This window comes from Lysinibacillus sp. NPDC056185, assembly GCF_047737915.1.
Classification (GTDB): Bacteria; Bacillota; Bacilli; order Bacillales_A; family Planococcaceae; genus Lysinibacillus.
Map to the genome: position 1 here is coordinate 66,478 of NZ_JBLLLQ010000004.1, position 20,397 is coordinate 86,874.

At 39.6% G+C, this 20,397-nt stretch carries 20 protein-coding genes; 3 read left to right on the top strand and 17 right to left on the bottom strand.

The genetic code is table 11. The features are described from left to right. Positions 1 to 94: 94 nt before the first annotated feature. From hfq to miaB, 9 genes are all read right to left on the bottom strand, one after another. Positions 95 to 325: an RNA chaperone Hfq gene (hfq, locus tag ACMZ42_RS05750; protein ID WP_370075114.1), complete on the bottom strand. Its 231-nt coding sequence runs from the start codon at positions 323 to 325 to the stop codon at positions 95 to 97. 91 nt (positions 326 to 416) lie between these two features. Then, a complete protein-coding gene (gene miaA, locus ACMZ42_RS05755; protein WP_370075115.1) occupies positions 417 to 1,319 on the bottom strand; it encodes a tRNA (adenosine(37)-N6)-dimethylallyltransferase MiaA in 903 nt (300 codons plus the stop codon). Continuing rightward, the gene (locus ACMZ42_RS05760; RefSeq protein WP_415730878.1) at positions 1,306 to 2,220 is read right to left on the bottom strand and encodes an alpha/beta fold hydrolase; all 915 of its coding nucleotides are present in this window, start codon (positions 2,218 to 2,220) and stop codon (positions 1,306 to 1,308) included. The genes miaA and ACMZ42_RS05760 overlap by 14 nt, the downstream gene beginning before the upstream one ends. A 3-nt stretch (positions 2,221 to 2,223) precedes the next feature. Further along, complete coding sequence (locus tag ACMZ42_RS05765) at positions 2,224 to 3,870, bottom strand: glycerol-3-phosphate dehydrogenase/oxidase (protein WP_415730879.1); 1,647 nt, start codon at positions 3,868 to 3,870, stop codon at positions 2,224 to 2,226. 561 nt (positions 3,871 to 4,431) lie between these two features. After that, positions 4,432 to 6,327: a DNA mismatch repair endonuclease MutL gene (gene mutL, locus ACMZ42_RS05770; protein WP_415730880.1), complete on the bottom strand. Its 1,896-nt coding sequence runs from the start codon at positions 6,325 to 6,327 to the stop codon at positions 4,432 to 4,434. A gap of 14 nt (positions 6,328 to 6,341) precedes the next feature. After that, complete coding sequence (gene mutS / locus ACMZ42_RS05775) at positions 6,342 to 8,948, bottom strand: DNA mismatch repair protein MutS (RefSeq protein ID WP_415730881.1); 2,607 nt, start codon at positions 8,946 to 8,948, stop codon at positions 6,342 to 6,344. Between the two features lie 120 nt (positions 8,949 to 9,068). Then, complete coding sequence (cotE, locus tag ACMZ42_RS05780; RefSeq protein WP_370075120.1) at positions 9,069 to 9,683, bottom strand: outer spore coat protein CotE; 615 nt, start codon at positions 9,681 to 9,683, stop codon at positions 9,069 to 9,071. Between the two features lie 163 nt (positions 9,684 to 9,846). Beyond that, positions 9,847 to 10,284, bottom strand: a complete 438-nt coding sequence (locus ACMZ42_RS05785) for a RicAFT regulatory complex protein RicA family protein (RefSeq protein WP_370075121.1) — start codon at positions 10,282 to 10,284, stop codon at positions 9,847 to 9,849. After that, positions 10,285 to 11,829: a tRNA (N6-isopentenyl adenosine(37)-C2)-methylthiotransferase MiaB gene (gene miaB / locus ACMZ42_RS05790; RefSeq protein ID WP_415730882.1), complete on the bottom strand. Its 1,545-nt coding sequence runs from the start codon at positions 11,827 to 11,829 to the stop codon at positions 10,285 to 10,287. A 173-nt stretch (positions 11,830 to 12,002) separates the two neighbouring features. On the opposite strand from miaB, the gene ACMZ42_RS05795 reads away from it, so the two are divergent. From ACMZ42_RS05795 to ACMZ42_RS05805, 3 genes are all read left to right on the top strand, one after another. Continuing rightward, positions 12,003 to 12,278: a hypothetical protein gene (locus tag ACMZ42_RS05795; RefSeq protein WP_415730883.1), complete on the top strand. Its 276-nt coding sequence runs from the start codon at positions 12,003 to 12,005 to the stop codon at positions 12,276 to 12,278. After that, the gene (locus ACMZ42_RS05800; RefSeq protein ID WP_415730884.1) at positions 12,279 to 12,551 is read left to right on the top strand and encodes a hypothetical protein; all 273 of its coding nucleotides are present in this window, start codon (positions 12,279 to 12,281) and stop codon (positions 12,549 to 12,551) included. A 137-nt stretch (positions 12,552 to 12,688) separates the two neighbouring features. After that, positions 12,689 to 13,183: a hypothetical protein gene (locus ACMZ42_RS05805; RefSeq protein ID WP_415730885.1), complete on the top strand. Its 495-nt coding sequence runs from the start codon at positions 12,689 to 12,691 to the stop codon at positions 13,181 to 13,183. Here ACMZ42_RS05805 and ACMZ42_RS05810 read toward each other — a convergent pair. The 8 genes from ACMZ42_RS05810 to ACMZ42_RS05845 form a co-directional block, all read right to left on the bottom strand. Further along, complete coding sequence (locus tag ACMZ42_RS05810; protein ID WP_415730886.1) at positions 13,116 to 14,123, bottom strand: histidinol phosphate phosphatase domain-containing protein; 1,008 nt, start codon at positions 14,121 to 14,123, stop codon at positions 13,116 to 13,118. The two genes, ACMZ42_RS05805 and ACMZ42_RS05810, sit on opposite strands and share 68 nt — an antisense overlap. Then, positions 14,116 to 14,904, bottom strand: coding sequence for a DeoR/GlpR family DNA-binding transcription regulator (locus ACMZ42_RS05815; protein WP_370075128.1), 789 nt, complete (start codon positions 14,902 to 14,904; stop codon positions 14,116 to 14,118). The genes ACMZ42_RS05810 and ACMZ42_RS05815 overlap by 8 nt, the downstream gene beginning before the upstream one ends. Then, positions 14,901 to 15,902, bottom strand: coding sequence for an ABC transporter ATP-binding protein (locus ACMZ42_RS05820; protein WP_370075129.1), 1,002 nt, complete (start codon positions 15,900 to 15,902; stop codon positions 14,901 to 14,903). Before ACMZ42_RS05820 ends, ACMZ42_RS05815 begins: the two co-directional genes overlap by 4 nt. Then, positions 15,899 to 16,684 (bottom strand): ABC transporter permease, encoded by a 786-nt coding sequence (locus ACMZ42_RS05825; protein ID WP_370075130.1) that lies wholly within the window; start codon positions 16,682 to 16,684, stop codon positions 15,899 to 15,901. Before ACMZ42_RS05825 ends, ACMZ42_RS05820 begins: the two co-directional genes overlap by 4 nt. Next, a complete protein-coding gene (locus tag ACMZ42_RS05830; RefSeq protein WP_415730887.1) occupies positions 16,684 to 17,526 on the bottom strand; it encodes an ABC transporter permease in 843 nt (280 codons plus the stop codon). The genes ACMZ42_RS05825 and ACMZ42_RS05830 overlap by 1 nt, the downstream gene beginning before the upstream one ends. A gap of 289 nt (positions 17,527 to 17,815) precedes the next feature. Further along, a complete protein-coding gene (locus tag ACMZ42_RS05835; protein ID WP_415730888.1) occupies positions 17,816 to 18,652 on the bottom strand; it encodes an alkaline phosphatase family protein in 837 nt (278 codons plus the stop codon). Then, entirely contained in the window at positions 18,642 to 19,730 is a 1,089-nt protein-coding gene (locus tag ACMZ42_RS05840) for an ABC transporter substrate-binding protein (protein WP_415730889.1), read from the bottom strand. Before ACMZ42_RS05840 ends, ACMZ42_RS05835 begins: the two co-directional genes overlap by 11 nt. 248 nt (positions 19,731 to 19,978) lie before the next feature. Continuing rightward, positions 19,979 to 20,350, bottom strand: coding sequence for a 2-oxoglutarate ferredoxin oxidoreductase subunit beta (locus ACMZ42_RS05845; RefSeq protein ID WP_415730890.1), 372 nt, complete (start codon positions 20,348 to 20,350; stop codon positions 19,979 to 19,981). Positions 20,351 to 20,397 lie beyond the last annotated feature (47 nt).

Consider the following 20,397-nt stretch of genomic DNA (forward strand, 5'->3'; position numbering starts at 1 on the left):
AGTCCTCCAATATGTCGATTTCCTCTTACATTATAGCCTGAAGGCAAAAAAACAGCTAGTGTCATGAACACTAACTGTTTTACTTCTAATGTTTCTATTCTTCTGTTTCTAAAAAATCTACTTGCTTTGCTGGAACAAATGTAGAAATAGCGTGTTTGTAAATAAGATGTTGCTTGCTTTCAGCATCTAGTAATAAAATTGTAAAATTATCATAGGATTTCACAGTTCCTTTTAACTGAAATCCGTTTAACAAAAACACAGTGACAAAAACATTGTTTTTACGTAGATGGTTTAAGAATGTATCTTGCAAGTTAATTGATTTCATCAAATATGCCTCCCTATGCTCTCTTTCTACCTCTTCATTCCTATATTAGCACGTTCTACCAATTTAGCAATTAGTGATTTTTAAGAATTAGTTAAAGTTTTTCGTCATTATTAACAAAATATACATCCATTTTGTTTCGGAAGTAAGTTAGTTGTCTTTTCGCATAGCGGCGAGAATTTTGCTTTAAGCTGTCAATAGCTTCATCTAAAGAACATTTTCCATCTAGGTAATCATATAATTCCTTGTAGCCGATTGCTTGTATTGACTGTACACCTCGTATATTTTGCTGCCATAAGCCTTTTACTTCTTCTAAAAGCCCTTTTTCCATCATTATATCGACACGACGGTTAATACGATCATAGAGCACTTCACGTGACATATTTTGCCCAAGCCCTATAATCACATGATTGTAAAGTGGAACTTCTCCACGATTTTGGGCTTCGGATGCCTTTGAAACGCCACTAAGCTCAATCATCTCTAACGCACGTATAACACGGCGAGTATTATTTGGATGAATTGTCTCAGCTGTTTGTGGATCAAGTTTTTTAAGCTTAGCATGCATTGCCTCTGGACCTAATTTCTCCAGTTCTGCATAATAGGCTTTTCGTGCCTCTTCATCTACCTGCTCCTCTGTAAATTGAAAATCAAAGAGTACTGCCTGCACATATAAACCTGAGCCTCCTACAATAATCGGTAGCTTACCACTCGCTTGAATTTCTGCAATTTTAGCTCGCACTAATTTTTGATAGTCTGCTACTGAAAAGGACTCTGTCGGCTCTTTGAAGCTTAGTAAATGATGGGGTACACCCTCCATCTCTTCCTCAGTAATTTTCGCTGTACCAATATCTAAGCCTTGATAGATTTGCATGGAGTCACCGTTGATGATTTCGCCATTATATTTTTTTGCTAACTCAATGCTTAGTGCTGTTTTCCCAGAAGCAGTAGGCCCTACGATTGCTACGACCTCTGCCTGCTGTAATTTATCTTGTATCATATTTTTCTAACCACCGTAATAAAACTTGATAGACTGAATCTTGATTGTCTTCGTTTAGGATTTCATGGCGCTTATCCTCAAATAAGTAAACCGTTACATCCTGTATGCCCGCTTCCGCCAATTGTTGTGCTACAGCGTATACACCTTGGCCTTGTTCTCCGACTGGATCCTTACTACCACTTATCAATAATATAGGTAAGTCTTTTTTTGTTTTGGCTATCTCTTTTTTACGATTTAACGACATAAAACCTGTTGTTAAATCGACAAAAAATTGATTTGTTGGAATAAAGCCGCAATACGGATCATCGATATATTTTTGCACCTCATCTTCTGCTGAACATATCCAGTCATACGCAGTCTTCGAATTTGGGAACTGTTTATTAAAGCTACCAAAGCTCAGCTTATTTAATAACTTGCTCTCCGTATCTTTACCAAGCTGTTTGGCCATTACTTTTGCTACTAGATTCCCCATCGTATGCAATGTTGTAACGCTTCCTGTTCCACAAAGAATCACATTATCCACTTGATCGCTGTACAATTGAATATATCTTCTAGTAATGAACGATCCCATACTATGACCAAATAAAATCAAAGGTACATCTGTAAATTGTTCATGCAATATTGTAACTACTTCATGTGCATCCTCTACGACGCGATCAAACCCATTTTCTTCAGCAAAAAAACCTAGTGTGCCATTATAAGCTGCTGTTTCTCCATGCCCTCGATGATCATGCATTGTCACTGCATAGCCAGCTTCATTTAGGCTATTGGCAAATTTAACATAACGTCCACTATGCTCCGCCATACCATGTAAAATATGAATATGGCCAATACATGGCTTCGATGGCTTTAATGTGCGAGTAAACAGAAAATGGCCATCTGACATTTCAATATAACGCATTGCCTACACTCCTTCCTCCGCAAAATTTGTTGCATTTACAAGAGCTTGCTCTAGTTGAGCGACATAAGTATTTCTTTGTGACTCTGTATAGTTAAAATGTTGTTGCATAACTTGAATGACCTGCTGTTTATAACATTTTACCGCATCAATATCGAAGTATAATAAGCCTGTTCGACGGATAAAGAAATCACTTGGTGTGTACACCATTTCCGCTTCTATGCCATAAAGTAGCATTGCATGTAGGGCCAGGGGCATCGAACTTCCATGTTCATGCAAATATTTCACCTGGTTATATAATGCATCGACATTCGTGCCATATTTTTGTACAAGCTGTTTTGCTTCATCATAATTTAGACCATACTGAACGCCCTCTTTAGCTTTATACGTACTATAATCAGTGAAATTAATGGCATTAATGCCTTTTGCACCCGAAAGTGATAATTCACGTGTTACACATGGACTTGCGTGCTTATATTTATGGGTTTTCACAATTTTATCAACGATTGTTTCTGCCATTTGACGGTAGCCCGTTAGTTTGCCACCCGCAATCGTCATTAGTCCACTCGGAGCCGTCCATATCTCATCTTTGCGTGAAATTTCGGATGGATCCTTTCCTTTTTCAAAAATAAGTGGACGCACACCTGCCCACGACGATTCTATTGTATCTCTTGAAATATTTGCCGTTGGAAAGACAGTTTTTGCAGCAGCAATTAAATAGTCAACATCTTCTTGGGTAGCGACAGGATGTACAGGGTCTCCCTCGTAAACTGTATCTGTTGTCCCTACATAGGCTTTACCATCACGTGGAATTGCAAAGGCCATACGCCCATCTACTATATCAAAGTACACTGCTTGTCGTAATGGAAAATCCTTTTGATCAAAGACAATATGAACTCCTTTCGTGAGACGTAATTGCTTTTTGTCTGCTACTTTATCCTTTTGGCGAACCTCGTCCACCCAAGGTCCAGTTGCATTAACGATTTGCGCAGCATGTACTTCAATCGTTTTCCCTGTAACATGATCCTTCACTTGTACCCCAACAAGCTTTTTCTTCTCATATAAAAATTCTGTCATCTCCGCATAATTTAAACAAAGCGCCCCATATTCTACAGCTTTTTTCAGCACTTCAATTGTCAGACGGGCATCATCCGTACGATATTCAACGTAATAGCCACCACCAATAAGTTCATCTTGATTGAGTAAAGGCTCTAGCGCTGCCGTTTCCTGAGCGTTTAACATTGTTCTACGTTCATGCTTTTTAACACCTGCTAATCGATCATATACCTTCAGTGCCATTGATGTTGTAAATGGTCCAAGTGAGCCCTTCTTATATAATGGTAGTAGCATTTTTTCAGGAGTTGTCACGTGAACAGCATTGTCATAAACAATTTCACGCTCACGCCCAACCTCGGCTACTACACCAACTTCAAGTTGCTTTAAATAACGAAGCCCACCATGAATAAGCTTTGTTGAACGGCTTGATGTGCCAGCAGAAAAATCCTGCTTCTCAATCAAAGCGACCGATAGCCCTCTAGATGCTGCATCAAGCGCAATGCCAGCACCAGTAATGCCGCCACCAATGACTAAAACATCAAAGCTATATTGCTCTAAAAAATGCATAATTTTAGGACGATGTTCAAATGAAAACATAACTTTTTTCCCCCATTAGCTATAATTTGAAAATATGTGTAACCTCTATTGCGTATGACAGCCTGTATAACTAGCAATAACTTTAAGCATAGAAATTCTAATGTCATTTGTATAGTTCATCACCATAACGTGTGGTTGATTTCCGTTCTGACTGGGCGCTTTGTAGCTGCCGCTTTGCTTTCGCTACAGAAACCAATTGTTGCTGTCGCTTCGCTTTCGCACAGATAAAACATTTGCCGCTGACGCTTCGCTTTCGCGCAGAGCAGAGCTTCCTGGGGGAGTCCGATGAGCCGCTTCGCTTCGCTGCAGGGTCTCGGGCCAACAGGATGTTGGTCACGAAGGCGTTATCACAGGACGTGATGCTTTTAGCCTTCGTTCCTCTATATCGCTAATCCCCAAGGAGTCGCCCAGTCTCCACTCCAATCAACTTATGGCATACGTTTTAACAAATGGCATCCACAACTTTTGGTGATGAGTCATTTGTATTATGCTTTACCTATAAAATTCCTTTATGCAGCATGGACTATTCATGTTGTTCATGATTATTGTCAGGCGTTTCATCTACATTACCCGTTTAAACATTTTTTCCACTTCATACGTTGTAAAATGTATCAGCACTGGACGTCCGTGTGGGCAAGTAAATGGATTGTCGGCGTTGCGTAAATCTTGCAGTAACGTATCCATTTGCTCTTTCGTTAAATAATGATTGGCCTTTATCGACTTTTTACAGCTCATCATAATTGCTGCTGCCTCACGTAATTTTTTGACGTCCGCCTTTTTAGTTGTCAATACCTGTTCAATTAAGTCCTCAATAATTTCTTGTTCTTCTCCCTTAGGGAACCAGCTAGGATGCTCTCTCACTACAAATGAAGCCTGTCCAAATTCCTCTAAAAATACGCCAACAGCTTCTAACTCCTGTCTATTTTCTCTTAATATAAGAGCCTCGTCAGCAGCATAATGGAAGGTCAATGGAAGCAATAAAGCCTGACGCTCATTTGGGTTCACCTGACCGACCTTTTCACGGAAAAATTCATATTTAATACGCTCCTGAGCAGCGTGCTGATCAATTAAATAAAAGCCATCCTCCATTTGTGCAACAATATACGTGCCGTGAATTTGCCCTACCACTTCAAGCGCAGGAAATGGTTCTTTAGCTGGCTCATCCTCTAGAATTTCCACTGGCTCCTCTAGCTTCAATTCTTCAGGAGGATTCACAAGATTCACTTCTTCAGGAAAATTCACTTCCATCACTGGTGCCGGTTGCCAGCTATCTTCAATGGTAGTAGGGACGGCTTCAGGTTGTGGCACTATAGGGTCTAATGTGTTCGATTCCTGCACTGTTTGCACATCATAAAGTTTTTCTACAATGGCATTCATTTTCTCCACATTAAGCTTTGGTGCTGGTTTCCAAATATTTAACTGCTCCGTCGCAGGCTTTACCACTTTCTCCTTCTTTTCCATTAGCGGTACTCGAATAACGTTGCGGATTTTCTCTCGTATTGTTTCTTCAATTAACTTAAGAAGCTCAGGCTCCTTACTTAAACGAATTTGATGTTTGGCAGGATGAACATTGACATCTGTTAAATAAGGATCCCCCTCTATATAGAGCGCTACAATTGGAAAACGTTCAATAGGCAAATACGTATGATAAGCGTCTACAATCGCTTTTTGTACCAAATAATGCTTCACCCAGCGACCATTCACAAACAACGACATATAGTTTTTCGAAGCACGAGTCACCTCTGGTAATGATACGAAACCGGAAATTTTATAATCATGTGACTCTCCATTGAATGCCACCATTTTTTTAGCATTATGCACACCGTAAATGGCAGCTAATACTTGCTGTACATCTCCTCGTCCATTTGTTTGTAACAATTGCTGGCCATTATGCAATAATCTAAACGCAATTTGTGGATTTCCGAGTGCAAGACGGTTCATCAGATCAATTGTATGTCCAAGCTCGGTCTGTATTGTTTTCATATATTTTAATCGAGCAGGTGTATTGAAAAATAGCTGTGCCACTGTAATATCTGTTCCCTTGCGCAAAGGGCCAGGTTTATGTGTAGCAATATGCCCACCCTCAAGCTCTAAATACGTTCCTGATTCACCATTAGATGTAATTAGTGTCATTTTTGACACCGATGCAATGGAAGCTAAGGCCTCACCACGGAAGCCAAGGGTACGAATACGAAATAAATCGTGTTCTTGATGAATTTTACTTGTCGCATGGCGAGAGAATGATATTAATGCATCCTCTTCATCCATACCACTACCATTATCAATTATTTGAATTGAAGTGAGGCCCGCTTCTAGTAAAAAAACATCAATGGACGTACTTCCTGCATCAATGGCATTTTCAACAAGCTCTTTTACTACAGAGGCTGGTCTTTCAACTACTTCCCCTGCTGCGATTTTATTGGACAGCCACTCGTCCATAATTTGTATTTTTCCCATAGCGCATCACTCCTTTACTTTTTTGCGTTTACTAGTTGCTGCTGTAATTCGTATAAAATATTCATCGCTTGCATCGGTGAAGTGCCCAGAATATTTACTTTTTCTAGGTTTTTAAGCACCTCTGTCTCTGCTGGTGAGATTGCTTCTTCCTCCGTAAATAGTGACATTTGCTCTGGCTGTTCAACAACTGGCTTTTCATCAACTTTTTGTAAGACGGCTACTTCGTTTCTGACTTCGTTTCCAGCTTCGTTTCCGGCCTCGAAGTTTTCAAGTAGCACTTGTGCTCTTGCTAAAATTTCCTCTGGCAATTGTGCAAGCTGTGCTACATGAATTCCGTAAGATTTATCGGCAGCGCCCTTTTTCACCTTATGCAAAAAGACAACCGTGCCGTTTTTTTCAGTAGCCGATACGTGTACATTTTGCAGTCGAGAAAGCTCCTTTTCGAGTGCCGTTAATTCATGATAGTGAGTTGAAAACAGCGTGTTTGCTCCAATTTTGTCATGGATGTATTCCATCATGGATTGAGCAAGACTCATACCATCATAAGTAGATGTCCCACGACCAATTTCATCAAACAACATTAAACTATTTTTTGTAGCATGCGTAATGGCGTGCTGAGATTCTAACATCTCCACCATAAATGTTGATTGTCCCGCAGCTAAATCATCTGCTGCACCGATGCGTGTAAAGATTTGATCTGTAATTGGTAATCTAGCTTTTTCAGCAGGCACATAACAGCCCATTTGCGCCATGACAACAATTAGTGCAACTTGACGCATATACGTACTTTTACCGGACATATTCGGACCTGTAATAAGCATCATATTGTTGTTTTCCTCAAGTACACAATCATTTGGTACATACATTTGCTTATTAAGCATTTTCTCAACAACCGGATGGCGCCCTTCAATAATTTCTAGCGAACGTCCGCCATGAAACTCCGGCTTCGTAAAACGGTATTTCTCTGAAACACTCGCAAAGCTTAATAGTACATCTAGCTCACTAATGCTTGACGCTAATGCTTGGACACGTGGAATAAATACCTTTAATTCATCACGTATTGCCACAAATAAGTTATACTCTAACGTTAAACTTTCTTCCTCAGCATTTAAAATTAACGCTTCTTTTTCTTTAAGCTCTTGTGTAATATAACGCTCGGCATTTGCCAACGTTTGCTTACGTTCATAACGTGTTAAATCTGCTAAATGGATATTAGATTTCGTAATTTCAATATAATAACCGAAAATTCGATTGTAGCCGATTTTTAAGTTTTTAATGCCAGTTTTCACCCGTTCCTCTTGCTCTAGCTGTGCAATCCAATCTTTCCCATTACGAGAAGCATAGCGTAGTTCATCTAAGCGCGCATCATAGCCATCGCGAATGACGTCACCCTCTTTAATTGTAATTGGTGGATTGTCTGTAATAGCACGAGCTAATAGTGCCTCTACATCTGCACACATATCAAGCGCTGCACCTAGCTTTTTCAATGTTTCTTTATCGGTACCAAGTAATTGCTGCTGAATAGCAGGTACTTGACGCAATGAATCACGTAGCTGCGCTAAATCTCGTCCACCAACATTACCAAAAGCTACACGCCCAGCTAAACGCTCTAAATCATATACTTGTTTTAAAGAGGCCTGAAGCTCTGTTCTTACAAAGTATTCCTCTAATAAATCAGTGACGTTTGCTAGTCTTTCTTCTATGGCAGCACGTGAAGCAAGAGGTTGGTGTAACCATTGTTTTAACTTACGTCCACCCATTGCTGTCACTGTATCATCTAACAACCATAAAAGTGTGCCCTTTTGATCGCCACCTCGAATAGACTGAATAAGCTCTAAATTACGCTTTGAGCTAGAGTCAATACGTAAATAATTTTTCATTTCATTGTAAGTAAATGCTTGAATATGTGATAAAGAACGCATTTGTGTTTTATCGATATAAGCGAGCAAACGAAGGCACGCAATTTGCAAATCATTTGGCACCGCATCTAAATAATGCGCGGCTTTATCCATTGTCATTTCATCTGTTCCAATAGAAAGGACGATACCTGCGTTTACTGCATGCTCTGCTAAAAGAAGCTGCAAACTTTCCGTTACAATTAGTTCACGAATACCGTATGCCTGCATTTGCAATAAAAGTGCTTTACCGTCGCCCTCAATCGAGGAGGCTACTGCTTCACCTGTAGATAAGTCTAAATAAGCGTAGCCAAATGTCATATCGTCGAATTGCTCCGCAGCACCAATAAAATGATTGGTTTTACCATCAAGCGCCTTACCTTCCATGATCGTACCTGGTGTAATAAGCTGTACAACTTCACGCTTCACTACACCCTTTGCTTGCTTTGGATCTTCTGTTTGCTCACAAACTGCAACCTTATAACCCTTTTGCACAAGAGTTTCAATATAATTTTTTGCCGAATGATGCGGAACGCCACACATTGGAATACGCTCTTTTGCACCCGCGTCCCGGCTCGTTAATGTAATTTCTAAAAGCTGAGAGGCATTAATAGCGTCCTCAAAAAACATCTCGTAAAAATCGCCTAATCTAAAAAATAAAAAGGCATCCTTGTAATCTTCCTTTACCTGCAAATACTGTTGCATCATTGGTGTATATGTTGTCATTTTAAAATTTACCTCGCTCTAACCATATAGATATTTTTATTATAACAAAAGATACATGCGAAACGCTTAATTCACCTTTTTTTAAGATGCTAGCGCTTCGCATGTATAAAATCTTCAGTATTATCTTGGTCGTTCATCAGGAAACGATGAGGACTCTAAAACATACCTACCTTCTTCACTCGAGCTAGACGATGAGCTGGAACTGGAGCTAGATGAAGACGAAGATGAGCTCTCATCAAAGTTCCATTCCTCTTCGAAATCTAGTGGATGTACACTAATGCAAATCGTCGTTTCTCCCATTACCTCTACTACAACTTCACGTTCTACTACGATTTCAAACTTCGTACCACATGGAGAGATGATTGCCTCTATGCAGTTTGGCTCTTGAACGACACGTACACGAACATCATCACCAGTACTCACTTCGCCTTCTCTAAATGAAAGCTTCACTTTGTCTTTATAGTGCACCGTTTCAGAAAACACTGCTGTTTTCGAATGACTACTATAGGCATACCATACATTGACATCAAACTTCCCTGATACTTCTACAAACTTACCGACTTTTTTCGCGGAGCAAGTATGATTGATAACCCAGCACCCGAGTATACTCGTCGGTTTATTCGATGGACTTAATGTTACACGTTCTTCCGTTCTCTTCTTCCCTTTGGCAACTACTGCTCTCGTCACGATTTGTCGTAAACGTTTCAGCGCAATTCCTCCTTTGACTCTTTTCACTCCATCATATGCAGGTAGCGCCTATTGGGTGAACATATATTTTTATAGAATCAAATTACTGACTTTTTCATACTTTTTTGTCTGAATTGCGCTAATTTCTACGAGTATTAAACCCATAAAAATAGCCCGAATGCCAGCATTCGAGCTATTACTTCTATTATGTTTATGAGCAGCTGCCTGGTGTTGTATTGGCTACGTATGAGCCAGTTTCTCCACGAAGTAAATCCCCACCAGTTGAGCGGACAATTTCATTTGTAACATTGTTAGCAATTGTGTTCGAAACTAATTGCAATAAATCATTGACATCAACTTGAGATTCTTTAAATTGTTGAACCACTGGGATTGAGTTGATTTCTTCTTCAATTTTTTCGATTTTATCTTCAATTAATTTAAGCGCTTTTTCTTTCCCTAAGTGTTGGAAGTTAACAGCTTGCTTCTGTAGGCTTTTTAGGCCTGCAATACGCTCACGTACTTGTTGGTTTTCATTAATTTGCGCTTCAGCCTTTTTGAAAAATTCAACTTCTGGCGTATTGGCAATCATATGCGCAATTTCGTGTGACTTCTTGATTAAATCATCTTTTGTATATAATACTTGTGACATTTACGCTTCCACCTTTTCATTTTTTACTACTTCTACGAACTCACCACTTAGTGAATAAGAAGTAGCCTCAACTATTTTTACCTTCACTAATTGACCAATTAGATCTGCTGGCGCTTTAAAGTTTACAAGACGATTTTTACGCGTATAGCCAGCTAACACATCCTCGCGTTTTTTACTTGTACCTTCGACTAAGACTTCTACTACTTCACCTTTCAAGCCCTCTAATGCTTTGCGAGAGTATTCTCCTACAACTTCATTTAAACGGTGGAGACGTTCTTTTTTCACTTCTTCAGGTACATTATCCACCATTTTGGCAGCAGGTGTACCCTCTCGAGGAGAATAAATATAAGTAAAGGCCATTTCAAAGCCTACTTCACGGTACAAGGATAATGTCTCCTCAAATTGCTCCTCTGTTTCATTAGGGTAGCCTACGATAATATCAGTCGTTAGTGTTACTTCCGGAATAGCCGCTTTAATTTTCGCTACTAATCCAAGGAAATGCTCACGTGTATACTTACGCGCCATAATTTTTAGCACATCATTTGAACCAGATTGTACTGGTAAATGAATATGTTCAACTAAGTTACCACGTTTTGTAAGAACTTCGATTAAATGATCATCGAAGTCACGTGGATGACTCGTTGTAAAACGAATGCGTGGAATATCAATTTTTCGTAATTCATCCATTAAATCACCAAGTCGATATTCAATATCCTCAAAATCCTTGCCGTAAGCGTTGACATTTTGCCCCAGCAGCATAATTTCTTTATAGCCCGCAGCCGCTAATTCACGAACTTCAGCAATAATCTCCTCTGAACGGCGACTACGCTCCTTACCACGCGTATAAGGTACAATACAATACGTACAGAATTTATCACAGCCGTACATAATATTTACCCAAGCTTTAATGGAACCAAGACGTTTTTTCGGCAGATTCTCAATAACATCGCCTTCTTTAGACCAAACCTCAATGACCATTTCCTTAGACATATATGCTTCTTTTAAAATGTTCGGTAAACGGTGAATATTATGTGTACCAAACACCATATCGACATGTGGATAACTTCTTAAAATTTTATTTACAACGGATTCTTCCTGTGACATACAGCCACAAACCCCAATAAGCATTTCTGGATTTTTACGTTTATATTTTAGTAGGAAGCCCAGTTCTCCAAATACTTTGTTTTCTGCATTTTCACGGATAGCACACGTATTCAGTAGCACTACATCAGCTTCATCAATCACATCTGTAGGCGTATAACCTAGCTGCATAAAAATCCCAGCCATCACTTCCGTATCATGCTCGTTCATTTGGCAGCCATACGTACGAATATAAAAAGTACGCCCCGTACCCATACCTGCAAACTCTTCTGCAATGTTAAAGTCCTTATGGTACTTAACTTCTTCTTTCCCACGTTTTTTAGCATCTTTTAATGAAGGTGCCGTAAAGACCGTTTCAAAATATTTACTATAATCCTTTTCAGGCTTATCTTCTTTTTTTGGTTGATTGACTTGTTGATTTGCTAAGCGTTGTTCTTCATTCATTGCAATCAGGTAACTCCTTTCAAACGAATTCCATACATTTGAATTCCCATTTTACTATTATACTGAATAATGGCAACATCCTACAAGGTTTGCGTACTAAATGTCGCGGTTTAGACTTAATTACGCTTAGCTAGATGAATATTTTTGTTAGGTTGCAGGGGGATTCGTCAGATTTGCGGGGGCAGGGGCTATCCGTCGCTTTGGCGCTTCTATCCATCATTTTGATGGTTCTATCCACGATTTTGATGGTTCTATCCACGATTTTGACTTTTCTATCCGTCGCTCTGCCGGTTCTTTCCGTCGCTTGGACAATTCCTTCCGTCGCTTCGTCGGTTCTTTCCGTCGCTTTGATTTCTATCCGTCATTTCGGCAGTTCTTTCCGTCGCTTGGATGATTACTTCCGTCGCTTCGGCAGTTCTTTCCGTCGCTGGATGATTCTATCCACGTAATTGACGGTTCTATCCACGATTTTGACCTTTCTATCCACGACTTTGCCTTTTCTATCCGTCGCTCTGCCGGTTCTTTCCGTCGCTTTGATTTCTATCCGTCTCTTCGGCAGTTCTTTCCGTCGCTTGGACGATTCCTTCCGTCACTTCGCCAGTTCTTTCCGTCGCTTGGACTTCTATCCGTCTCTTCGGCAGTTCCTTCCGTCGCTTGGACAATTCCTTCCGTCACTTCGCCGGTTCTTTCCGTCGCTTCGTCGGTTCTTTCCGTCGCTTTAACTTCTATCCGTCACTTTGACAGTTCTTTCCGTCGCTTTAACTTCTATCCGTCACTTTGACAGTTCTTTCCGTCGCTTTGACTTCTATCCGTCACTTCTATAGTTCCTACCGTTGCTTCGTCGGTTTTATCCATCATTTTGACGGTTCTATCCACGATTTTAATGATTCTATCCATGTTATTGACGGTTCTATCCACGATTTTGACCTTTCTATCCACGACTTTGCCTTTTCTATCCGTCGCTCTACCGGTTCTTTCCGTCATTTCGTCAGTTCTTTCCGTCGCTTGGACGATTCCTTCCGTCACTTCGCCGGTTCTTTCCGTCGCTTTGATTTCTATCCGTCTCTTCGGCAGTTCCTTCTGTCGCTTTGCCTTTTCTATCCGTCGCTCTGCCGGTTCTTTCTGTCGCTCTGATCAATCTATCCATCATTTCGCTGACTCCATCCTTCACTTTAATGATTATATCCGTCGCTTTGCTCAACCTATCCATCACCTCACCGAAGCCCATCCACCACCCTTCCTAAAAACAAAAAATCACCGAAGATATTCATCAACGGCGACGTTTATTATAGTTCTATATATTGTTTTTCGCGTTGATCAAATCCAACAATCGATTGAACGCCGAAGCTCTTAAGCAAATCTACATTGGCAAATGTATGTTTGCCTAAATCGTCCGGGAAATGCGCATCTGAGGAAACTGTAAAGGCTACACCGTGTTCAATTAAAATTTGCAAGAAACGGGGGCCAGGGCACATTTCCTTTACTGGATAGCGATAATATAAACCGGCATTTATTTCAGTGGTAGTTTGTGTGGTCACAAGTGCCTTTGCAATTCTTTCATACCAAGAATCAAGAAAAGCCGTGTCCTTCACTTGATAGTCGAACACTTTAAAGTTGTCTAAATGCGCCACAAAATCAAACATATTCGAGATGATCATTTTTTCTACTGTAGCAAAAAATCGTGCAAAGTTTTCCTGTAAGGCTGCTACATCCATGTCCTCAAATATGTATTGTGTTTGAGGATTATCAAAGCCCCAGCCATCGACAAAATGGACAGATCCGATGACATAATCCCACGGGTAACCTTCTAATAATGATGCTAATTCTTCCTCACCATCGACAAAATAATCTACCTCGATGCCAAGCTTTAAGGAAATACCATGGCGACTCCACTTTTCCTTTGCTCGATTAATAGCTGACACAAAATCATCCATGCTTTCCGTCATCACACGATCAAGCCAGTAACGCTGAATTCTACCAACTTCATTGTCATCTAATTGCATATATCGCTCAAAGTATGGTCGCGTCTCCTTGAAACGATAGAGATGGTCGACAATCCCAACCTCGCGCAAACCAAGCTGCTTTGCTTGTTGTAAATATAAATCTAACCATTCTTCACTATAGCACCCATTCTGTAAACGCTTTGATAACTGCTGCATTTGTAGCTCTATAAATGCTTTAGAACCTTTTGTTGCTCCTTCATCTTCATTAAAAAATCTAATTGCCTGAGAAGTACGCTCCAGCCATCGAAATGAATATGGCCCCTCCTCTAAATGTACATGATAATCAATCATCCGATTTCCCTCCATTGCATACAGTCCACTTTCCCTCATACATTTGCCACTCTAATGGGCAAGATATATCACAAAGAATTTCTGAGTACTCTTCAATGTGACAAATTTGATAAAAGGACTTACCATTTATTTTAGATGCATCCGCTAATAATAAGTTCATCTTGCTACGGTCAAGCATTTTTTTAGAAATTAACGATTCATCCAAATCATAATCGTACACGATACCATCACTTATACCACCACACGATATAAATGCTTTATCAAAATTCATATTTCCTAATAATTCTAATGTCATAGCTCCTGTTACTGAGGATTGCCTTGGATTGGTCGTTCCTCCAAGTAATATAACTTTCCCCGTCATCCGCCGCTCTTCTATAGCCAAATTAAATTGTACAGCTGCAGCGATTGAATTGGTTACGACAGTTATATCGTTGACTGCCAATAAAAAATCTGCAATATGCACAGTCGTTGTCCCTGTATCCACCGCGATAGTATCCCCATCACATATACGACTAGCTGCTAAACGAGCTATATCGCGCTTTGCCTCTTTTTGCATTTGAAGCTTGCGCAAAAATGCTGGTTCATTTCTAACGTTCGTATACTTTACAGCTCCTCCGTGTACTCTCGTTAATAAATGCTGTTGCTCTAGCTCATCAAAATCCCTACGAATCGTTTCTGGTGCCACTTGTAATTCTTCTGCAATATTGGCAACAATAATTTTTTCATCAGCCTCTAATTGTTTTAAAATAAATTCAAAACGTTCAATTTTTGCATATGTCATGATAATGCAATCACATCTTCCCTCGCCACATAGCACACATATTGCTTACCAAGTTCAAACGAATGCCCTCGTTGGTGTAGCTGTTCCATCGTAAAGAGACTTTCACCCTCTAACGTTGTCCGAATAACATTGCCGCTCATTAATGACTGCTTCGCCTCTCCAGTCATACAAACATCCCCCTGCCTCTGATTGAGATGTATGGCTTCTGGTCGAATCGCAAATTTCGAGTATTCTTTTGGCAATGTCTCGCCAATCATTTTCTCAAGGGCTTGACGCGTAAAAACATTGTAATGTCCGATAAAATTAGCGATAAATTCACTTTCAGGGCTTGTATAAATCGCAGTAGGTGTTCCACTTTGTGCAATCATCCCATTATTCATCACAAATATTCTGTCAGAAACAGCCATTGCTTCCTCTTGGTCATGCGTCACTAAAATCATCGTTATACCTAGCTTTTGTTGAATCGCTCGTAAGTCTGCTTGAAGTTTCTTACGAATTTGGGCATCTAACGCACTGAGCGGCTCATCTAACAGCAATACTTTTGGACGTACAATTAGCGCTCGAGCAAGGGCAACACGCTGTTGCTGACCTCCAGATAATTCTTTCGGATATGCATTCGCTTTTTCACTTAAATGCACGATTTCAAGCATTTCTTGAACACGTTGATCCACTTCAGCAGTATTTACTTTTTGCATGCGTAAACCGAAGGCTACATTTTCTTTCACTGTCATATTTGGAAATAACGCATATGATTGAAACACCATACCAACTTGGCGATCCTTTGATTGAACACCATTCATATCCTTGTCTTCTATGATAATTTTTCCCGCAGATGCATCTGTTAAGCCCGCTAATATACGTAGGATTGTACTCTTACCACAGCCACTCGGACCTAAAAGAGTTATAAATTCACCTTTTTCAATCTTCATATTTATATTTGATAAAACCGTTGTTGATCCATATTTTTTATGAAGTCCTTCAATCACAATATAACTCATAGATTTGTAGCACCTTTCGATCGTTTCGTTAATGTTGCAATAGCGAACGTTAATAAGCCCATAAGAACGATATAAATAAAGACAACTGCACTAGCAATATGTCCACTTGTACTAAGCTTCTTCATTAAATAAATTTGTACTGTTTCAAAGCGAGAACCGACAACAAGATTAATCAGTACAAATTCTCCAAAAAGTACGGAAAACGATAATAATGCACCTGCAAATAAGCCTGGGTAAACAGTAGGTAATAATATTTTAGTAAATGCCTGCACTTTCGATGCTCCCAGTAATTGTGCTGCATCTAAAAGCTGCCGTGCATCTACATTCCGTAAACTATTGCGTGTCCCCTGATAAATGTAAGGTAGGATACCGATAACATATGCCCCTAAAACAACGAGAATCATCGGCACACCAAATTTGCTGTAAACACGAATGAGCCCAACTGCTAAAATAATTCCAGGAAATGAATACACCATCACAACAGCCATCTGAATCCATTTTTCGTATTTTGGAAAATACAACACGATCACAAAAATAGCCGGTACGATAACGAGCAATGCAACCACTACAGCCCCACTCGACAATAAAACAGAACGTCCAAACGCCTGTATAAATTCTGCATCCTGAAATAATGTAGCAAGCCATTTAAATGTTAATCCTTCTGGCAAAATGGTCTTATTCCATTTTGTCGCAAAGGCGTAAAGCATTGTTGCAGCAACTGGCAACACTAAATACACCACTAACAGGAGGAAAAATAAATCAGCAAAGCCTCTTTTTTTCACTATAACTTCCTCCTTGTTTTTGAAATGCTCCATTCACTTAACAGCATCGCCGTCACCATCGTTACTGCTAGTATTACAGCAATAGCACTTGCCAGCTCTGGTTGAGCAAAAATATCTCCCTTAATAAGAGAGCCAATACGAATGGCTACTAAATTGTAATTACTGCTAGTTAGCGCATAGGCTGAGGCATACGCACCCATTGCATTGGCAAACAATACGCTAAATGTTCCAACAATCCCTGGAAGCATAACAGGGATCCCAATCTTCATCCAAAACTGCCAAGTAGAAGCTCCCAGTAATGCTGCTGCGTCCTTCCATTGTTGCTGAATTCCATCATAGATTGGGTATAAAAGCATTAAAGCTAATGGTAGCTGAAAATAAATATAAATCAGTAACAAGCCACCCCAGCTATAAAGAGAAAATGATGATAATGTGCCGATACCCCATTTATCGAATAGCAATGTAAAAAGCCCACTATTACCAAGTAATACGATAAACGCAAAAGCTAACGGAATACCTGAAAAATTTGATGTTAAGTTTGTCAGTATTAAAATTTTCTCGCGCACTGGCTCAGAAAATCTCATAATCGCATAAACAGCAAATAGGGTAACAATTAAGGCAATGACTGCCGAAATAACGGACAGTGTAATACTATTTGTAAAGCCTTGTAAAATGTAATCATTCGTTAGTACAGATTGATATTGTGCGAGTGTAAAACCATCACTATTTTGAAAGCTTGTGATGAGCATATACAGTAACGGTACTAAGAAAAATAACAAGACAAGTACTAGAAAAGGAGAAAGCCAGGCAACTGTTTGCCGCTTCGAAATCAAAACAATCACTTCTTTCTTTATTTAATAGCGGCCATTTAGATTAATGTTGATTTAATCACTTTTATCAATTAGAAGAATTATCACCATAGCGTGGGGTTAATTTCCGTTCCGACTGGACGCTTTCCTGGGGGCGTCCGGTGAGCCGCTTCGCTTCGCTGCAGGGTCTCATCTGTGACGCTGATCCCCAAGGAGTCGCCCAGTCTCCACTCCAATCAACTAATACAAGGCATATGTTTTAAAAATGTCATTACCAAACTTCGATAATGAATCAATTACACACTTGAATAAATAATGATAATTAAACCTTTTTTAAAGAATGCATCCCCTCTATTAACAGCGGAACCATTTCATCAGATGGTTCGATATTCAATAAATGACAGCATAGCGGAGCAATTTGTAACTGTGATACAACCTCATCCTTAACGCCCGCTTTAACATAATTCGAAATAACAAACATCGGTACATGGCGATCTTCAGCTGTTGTGCCTCCATGATTACCATCACTCGTCATCCCATGATCTGCCGTCACAATCACTTCATAGCCTTGTGCAAGACATTTTGGGATAAATAAAGATAATAATGCATCAACTGCTAAAACACGATTTCGATATTGCGCAGAGTCAGCCGTAAATTTATGACCGTCATCATCTACATTCATCGGATGAATATATAAGAAATCTGGTTGCTTTTGATCCATTAGCCAAGCAGCTTCAGCAAATAGATGACTGTCTGGATAGTGATCCTCAAAGTAGAACAGTCCATTCTCAATTGGCAATTGAGTATCTAATTGTAGCCTGTCCTCCATATGCACAAATGGTGCACGATTATATAGCTCACTTACCCAATAATAGGCAGCTGCTGCTGTAGTTAGACCGTTTTCTTTCGCTAAATGAAATAAACTATTTTGCGTGGATAAACGCACTGTCATATTGCTCGTTACTCCATGTACAATGGGGGGTGTCCCCGTTAAAATCGTTTCATATAAAGGTCTTGATAGTGACGGGACCTCTGAGCAAACCTTGTAGCGTGCTGCAATCTTACGTTCAACTAAATGGTGCATAAATCCCATATGGGTACAGGCTGTATCAAAGCGAAGTGCATCGACAACAATTAAGACAACTTTATTATTTCCCATGAATTAATACCTGCTCCTGATATAGTTGTGGAATTTGCTTTGTTGTTTCTTCCCATTTCTTTTGGTCTTTTACTGGCTGTGCATTTTTGTACATTTCCTCAGGCAGTAATAACTTCTGAACATCTTGAGACAATTGAACTTTGTCACGAATTGGACGAGCATAACCCTTCGCTAAATTTTCTTGCCCTGCATCTGATAAAATGTATTCACGAGCTAACATTGCTGCATAAGGATTTTTAGCGTATTTATTAATGATTGTTGCATAGCCTGATGTTACAGAACCTTCTGATGGAATAACGACATCAAAACGTTTCTCATCAATTTGGTGTCGATAGCCAAGTGCATTAAAATCCCATAAGATGGCTACGTCAATTTCGCCTTTTTCTAAATTCGCTACAGTCGGATCTCCTTTTAAACGCCCTTGTTTTGCTAAGTCTGCAAAAAAGTCTATTCCAGGTTGAATATTCGATTCATCGCCACCAAATGCCATTGCAGCTGCTAAAATAGCAAACTGTGCTTGATTCGCTGTTAAAGCATCACCAATGCTGACAGTGTAATCTCCGTTTTTAATGTCCTCCCAAGATTTCGGGGCATTTTTGACGTTGTTTTTATCAGTTAAAAATGAAATGGTTCCAGTGTAACCCACGATCCAATGTCCTTCATCATCCTTTGCCCAGTCAGGTATTTCATCCCAATAAGATGTTTTGTACGGTAATGTTAAACCTTTGTCCTTAGCAATCGGTCCAAAGGCAATTCCGACGTCACCAATATCCGCAGTGGCATCATCCTTTTCCGCCTCAAACTTCGCTAGCTCTTCAGCACTCGACATGTCTGTATCCTTATGCTTAAGGCTATATTCAGTACCAAGATCATCCCAAGTCTCTACCCAGTTAGCCCAAGTATCTGGCATACCGACCGAATTTACAGTGCCTTCTTCTTGTGCTTTTTTCGTCATCTCTTCAAGTGTCAAATCACTTTTCACTTCATTCGCACTAGATGAACCGTCAGAACAAGCTGCCAACATTGAAATTGCTAATGCTCCGATTAGACCTTTCTTCCACAACTTTTGAATTGCCATGAGTTGGAACCTCCATTTGTTTATGTTTGTTTTCATTTGCCTTACAACACTTATGTTAGAAAACAAACATTAAGCAAGTATGGAGGACGTTAAAATATTCAGTAAAAATTATTAAGGAATTATGAAAATCTATGAACAATTATTAATTGAAGGGGGATTGTAAAAGTTTTAGAGGAGTAAGAGGAATCTAGTTCTGTATGTGCACGTTTATGTAACTTTCCAAGACGTGCACACACTCTAGATTCAGTTTATAAACCAAGAAAATCTGCATATGTATGCGGCTCGTTTTCCTTTAAAATTGTTAAAAATGTAAAGGCAAGCTGTACAACTGACCACCATCTCATATTGTAGGACATCTCAAAGTAGGCAGGTTCTAATGTAAAAACATCCTGAAAAATATCAAGTGGTTCAATTTTTTCATCTTTTAAGATCGAGAGAAAACCTAAAAACAACGTATGGTCCTTGACCTCAATTACTTTTCCATCAACAAGTGCATCAATATTTTCTGGTTGCTGAAAATTACATTGTGTCGCAACATACCTTTCTAATTCCTGGGCACGTTGTCTTTCTTCACGTTCTCTTTTCTTTGCAATAAAATCAATGACGTTATCCACGTGCATCGCCTCTTCTTTTTTTCTTTTATTGTAGCATTTTTTACAATACTATT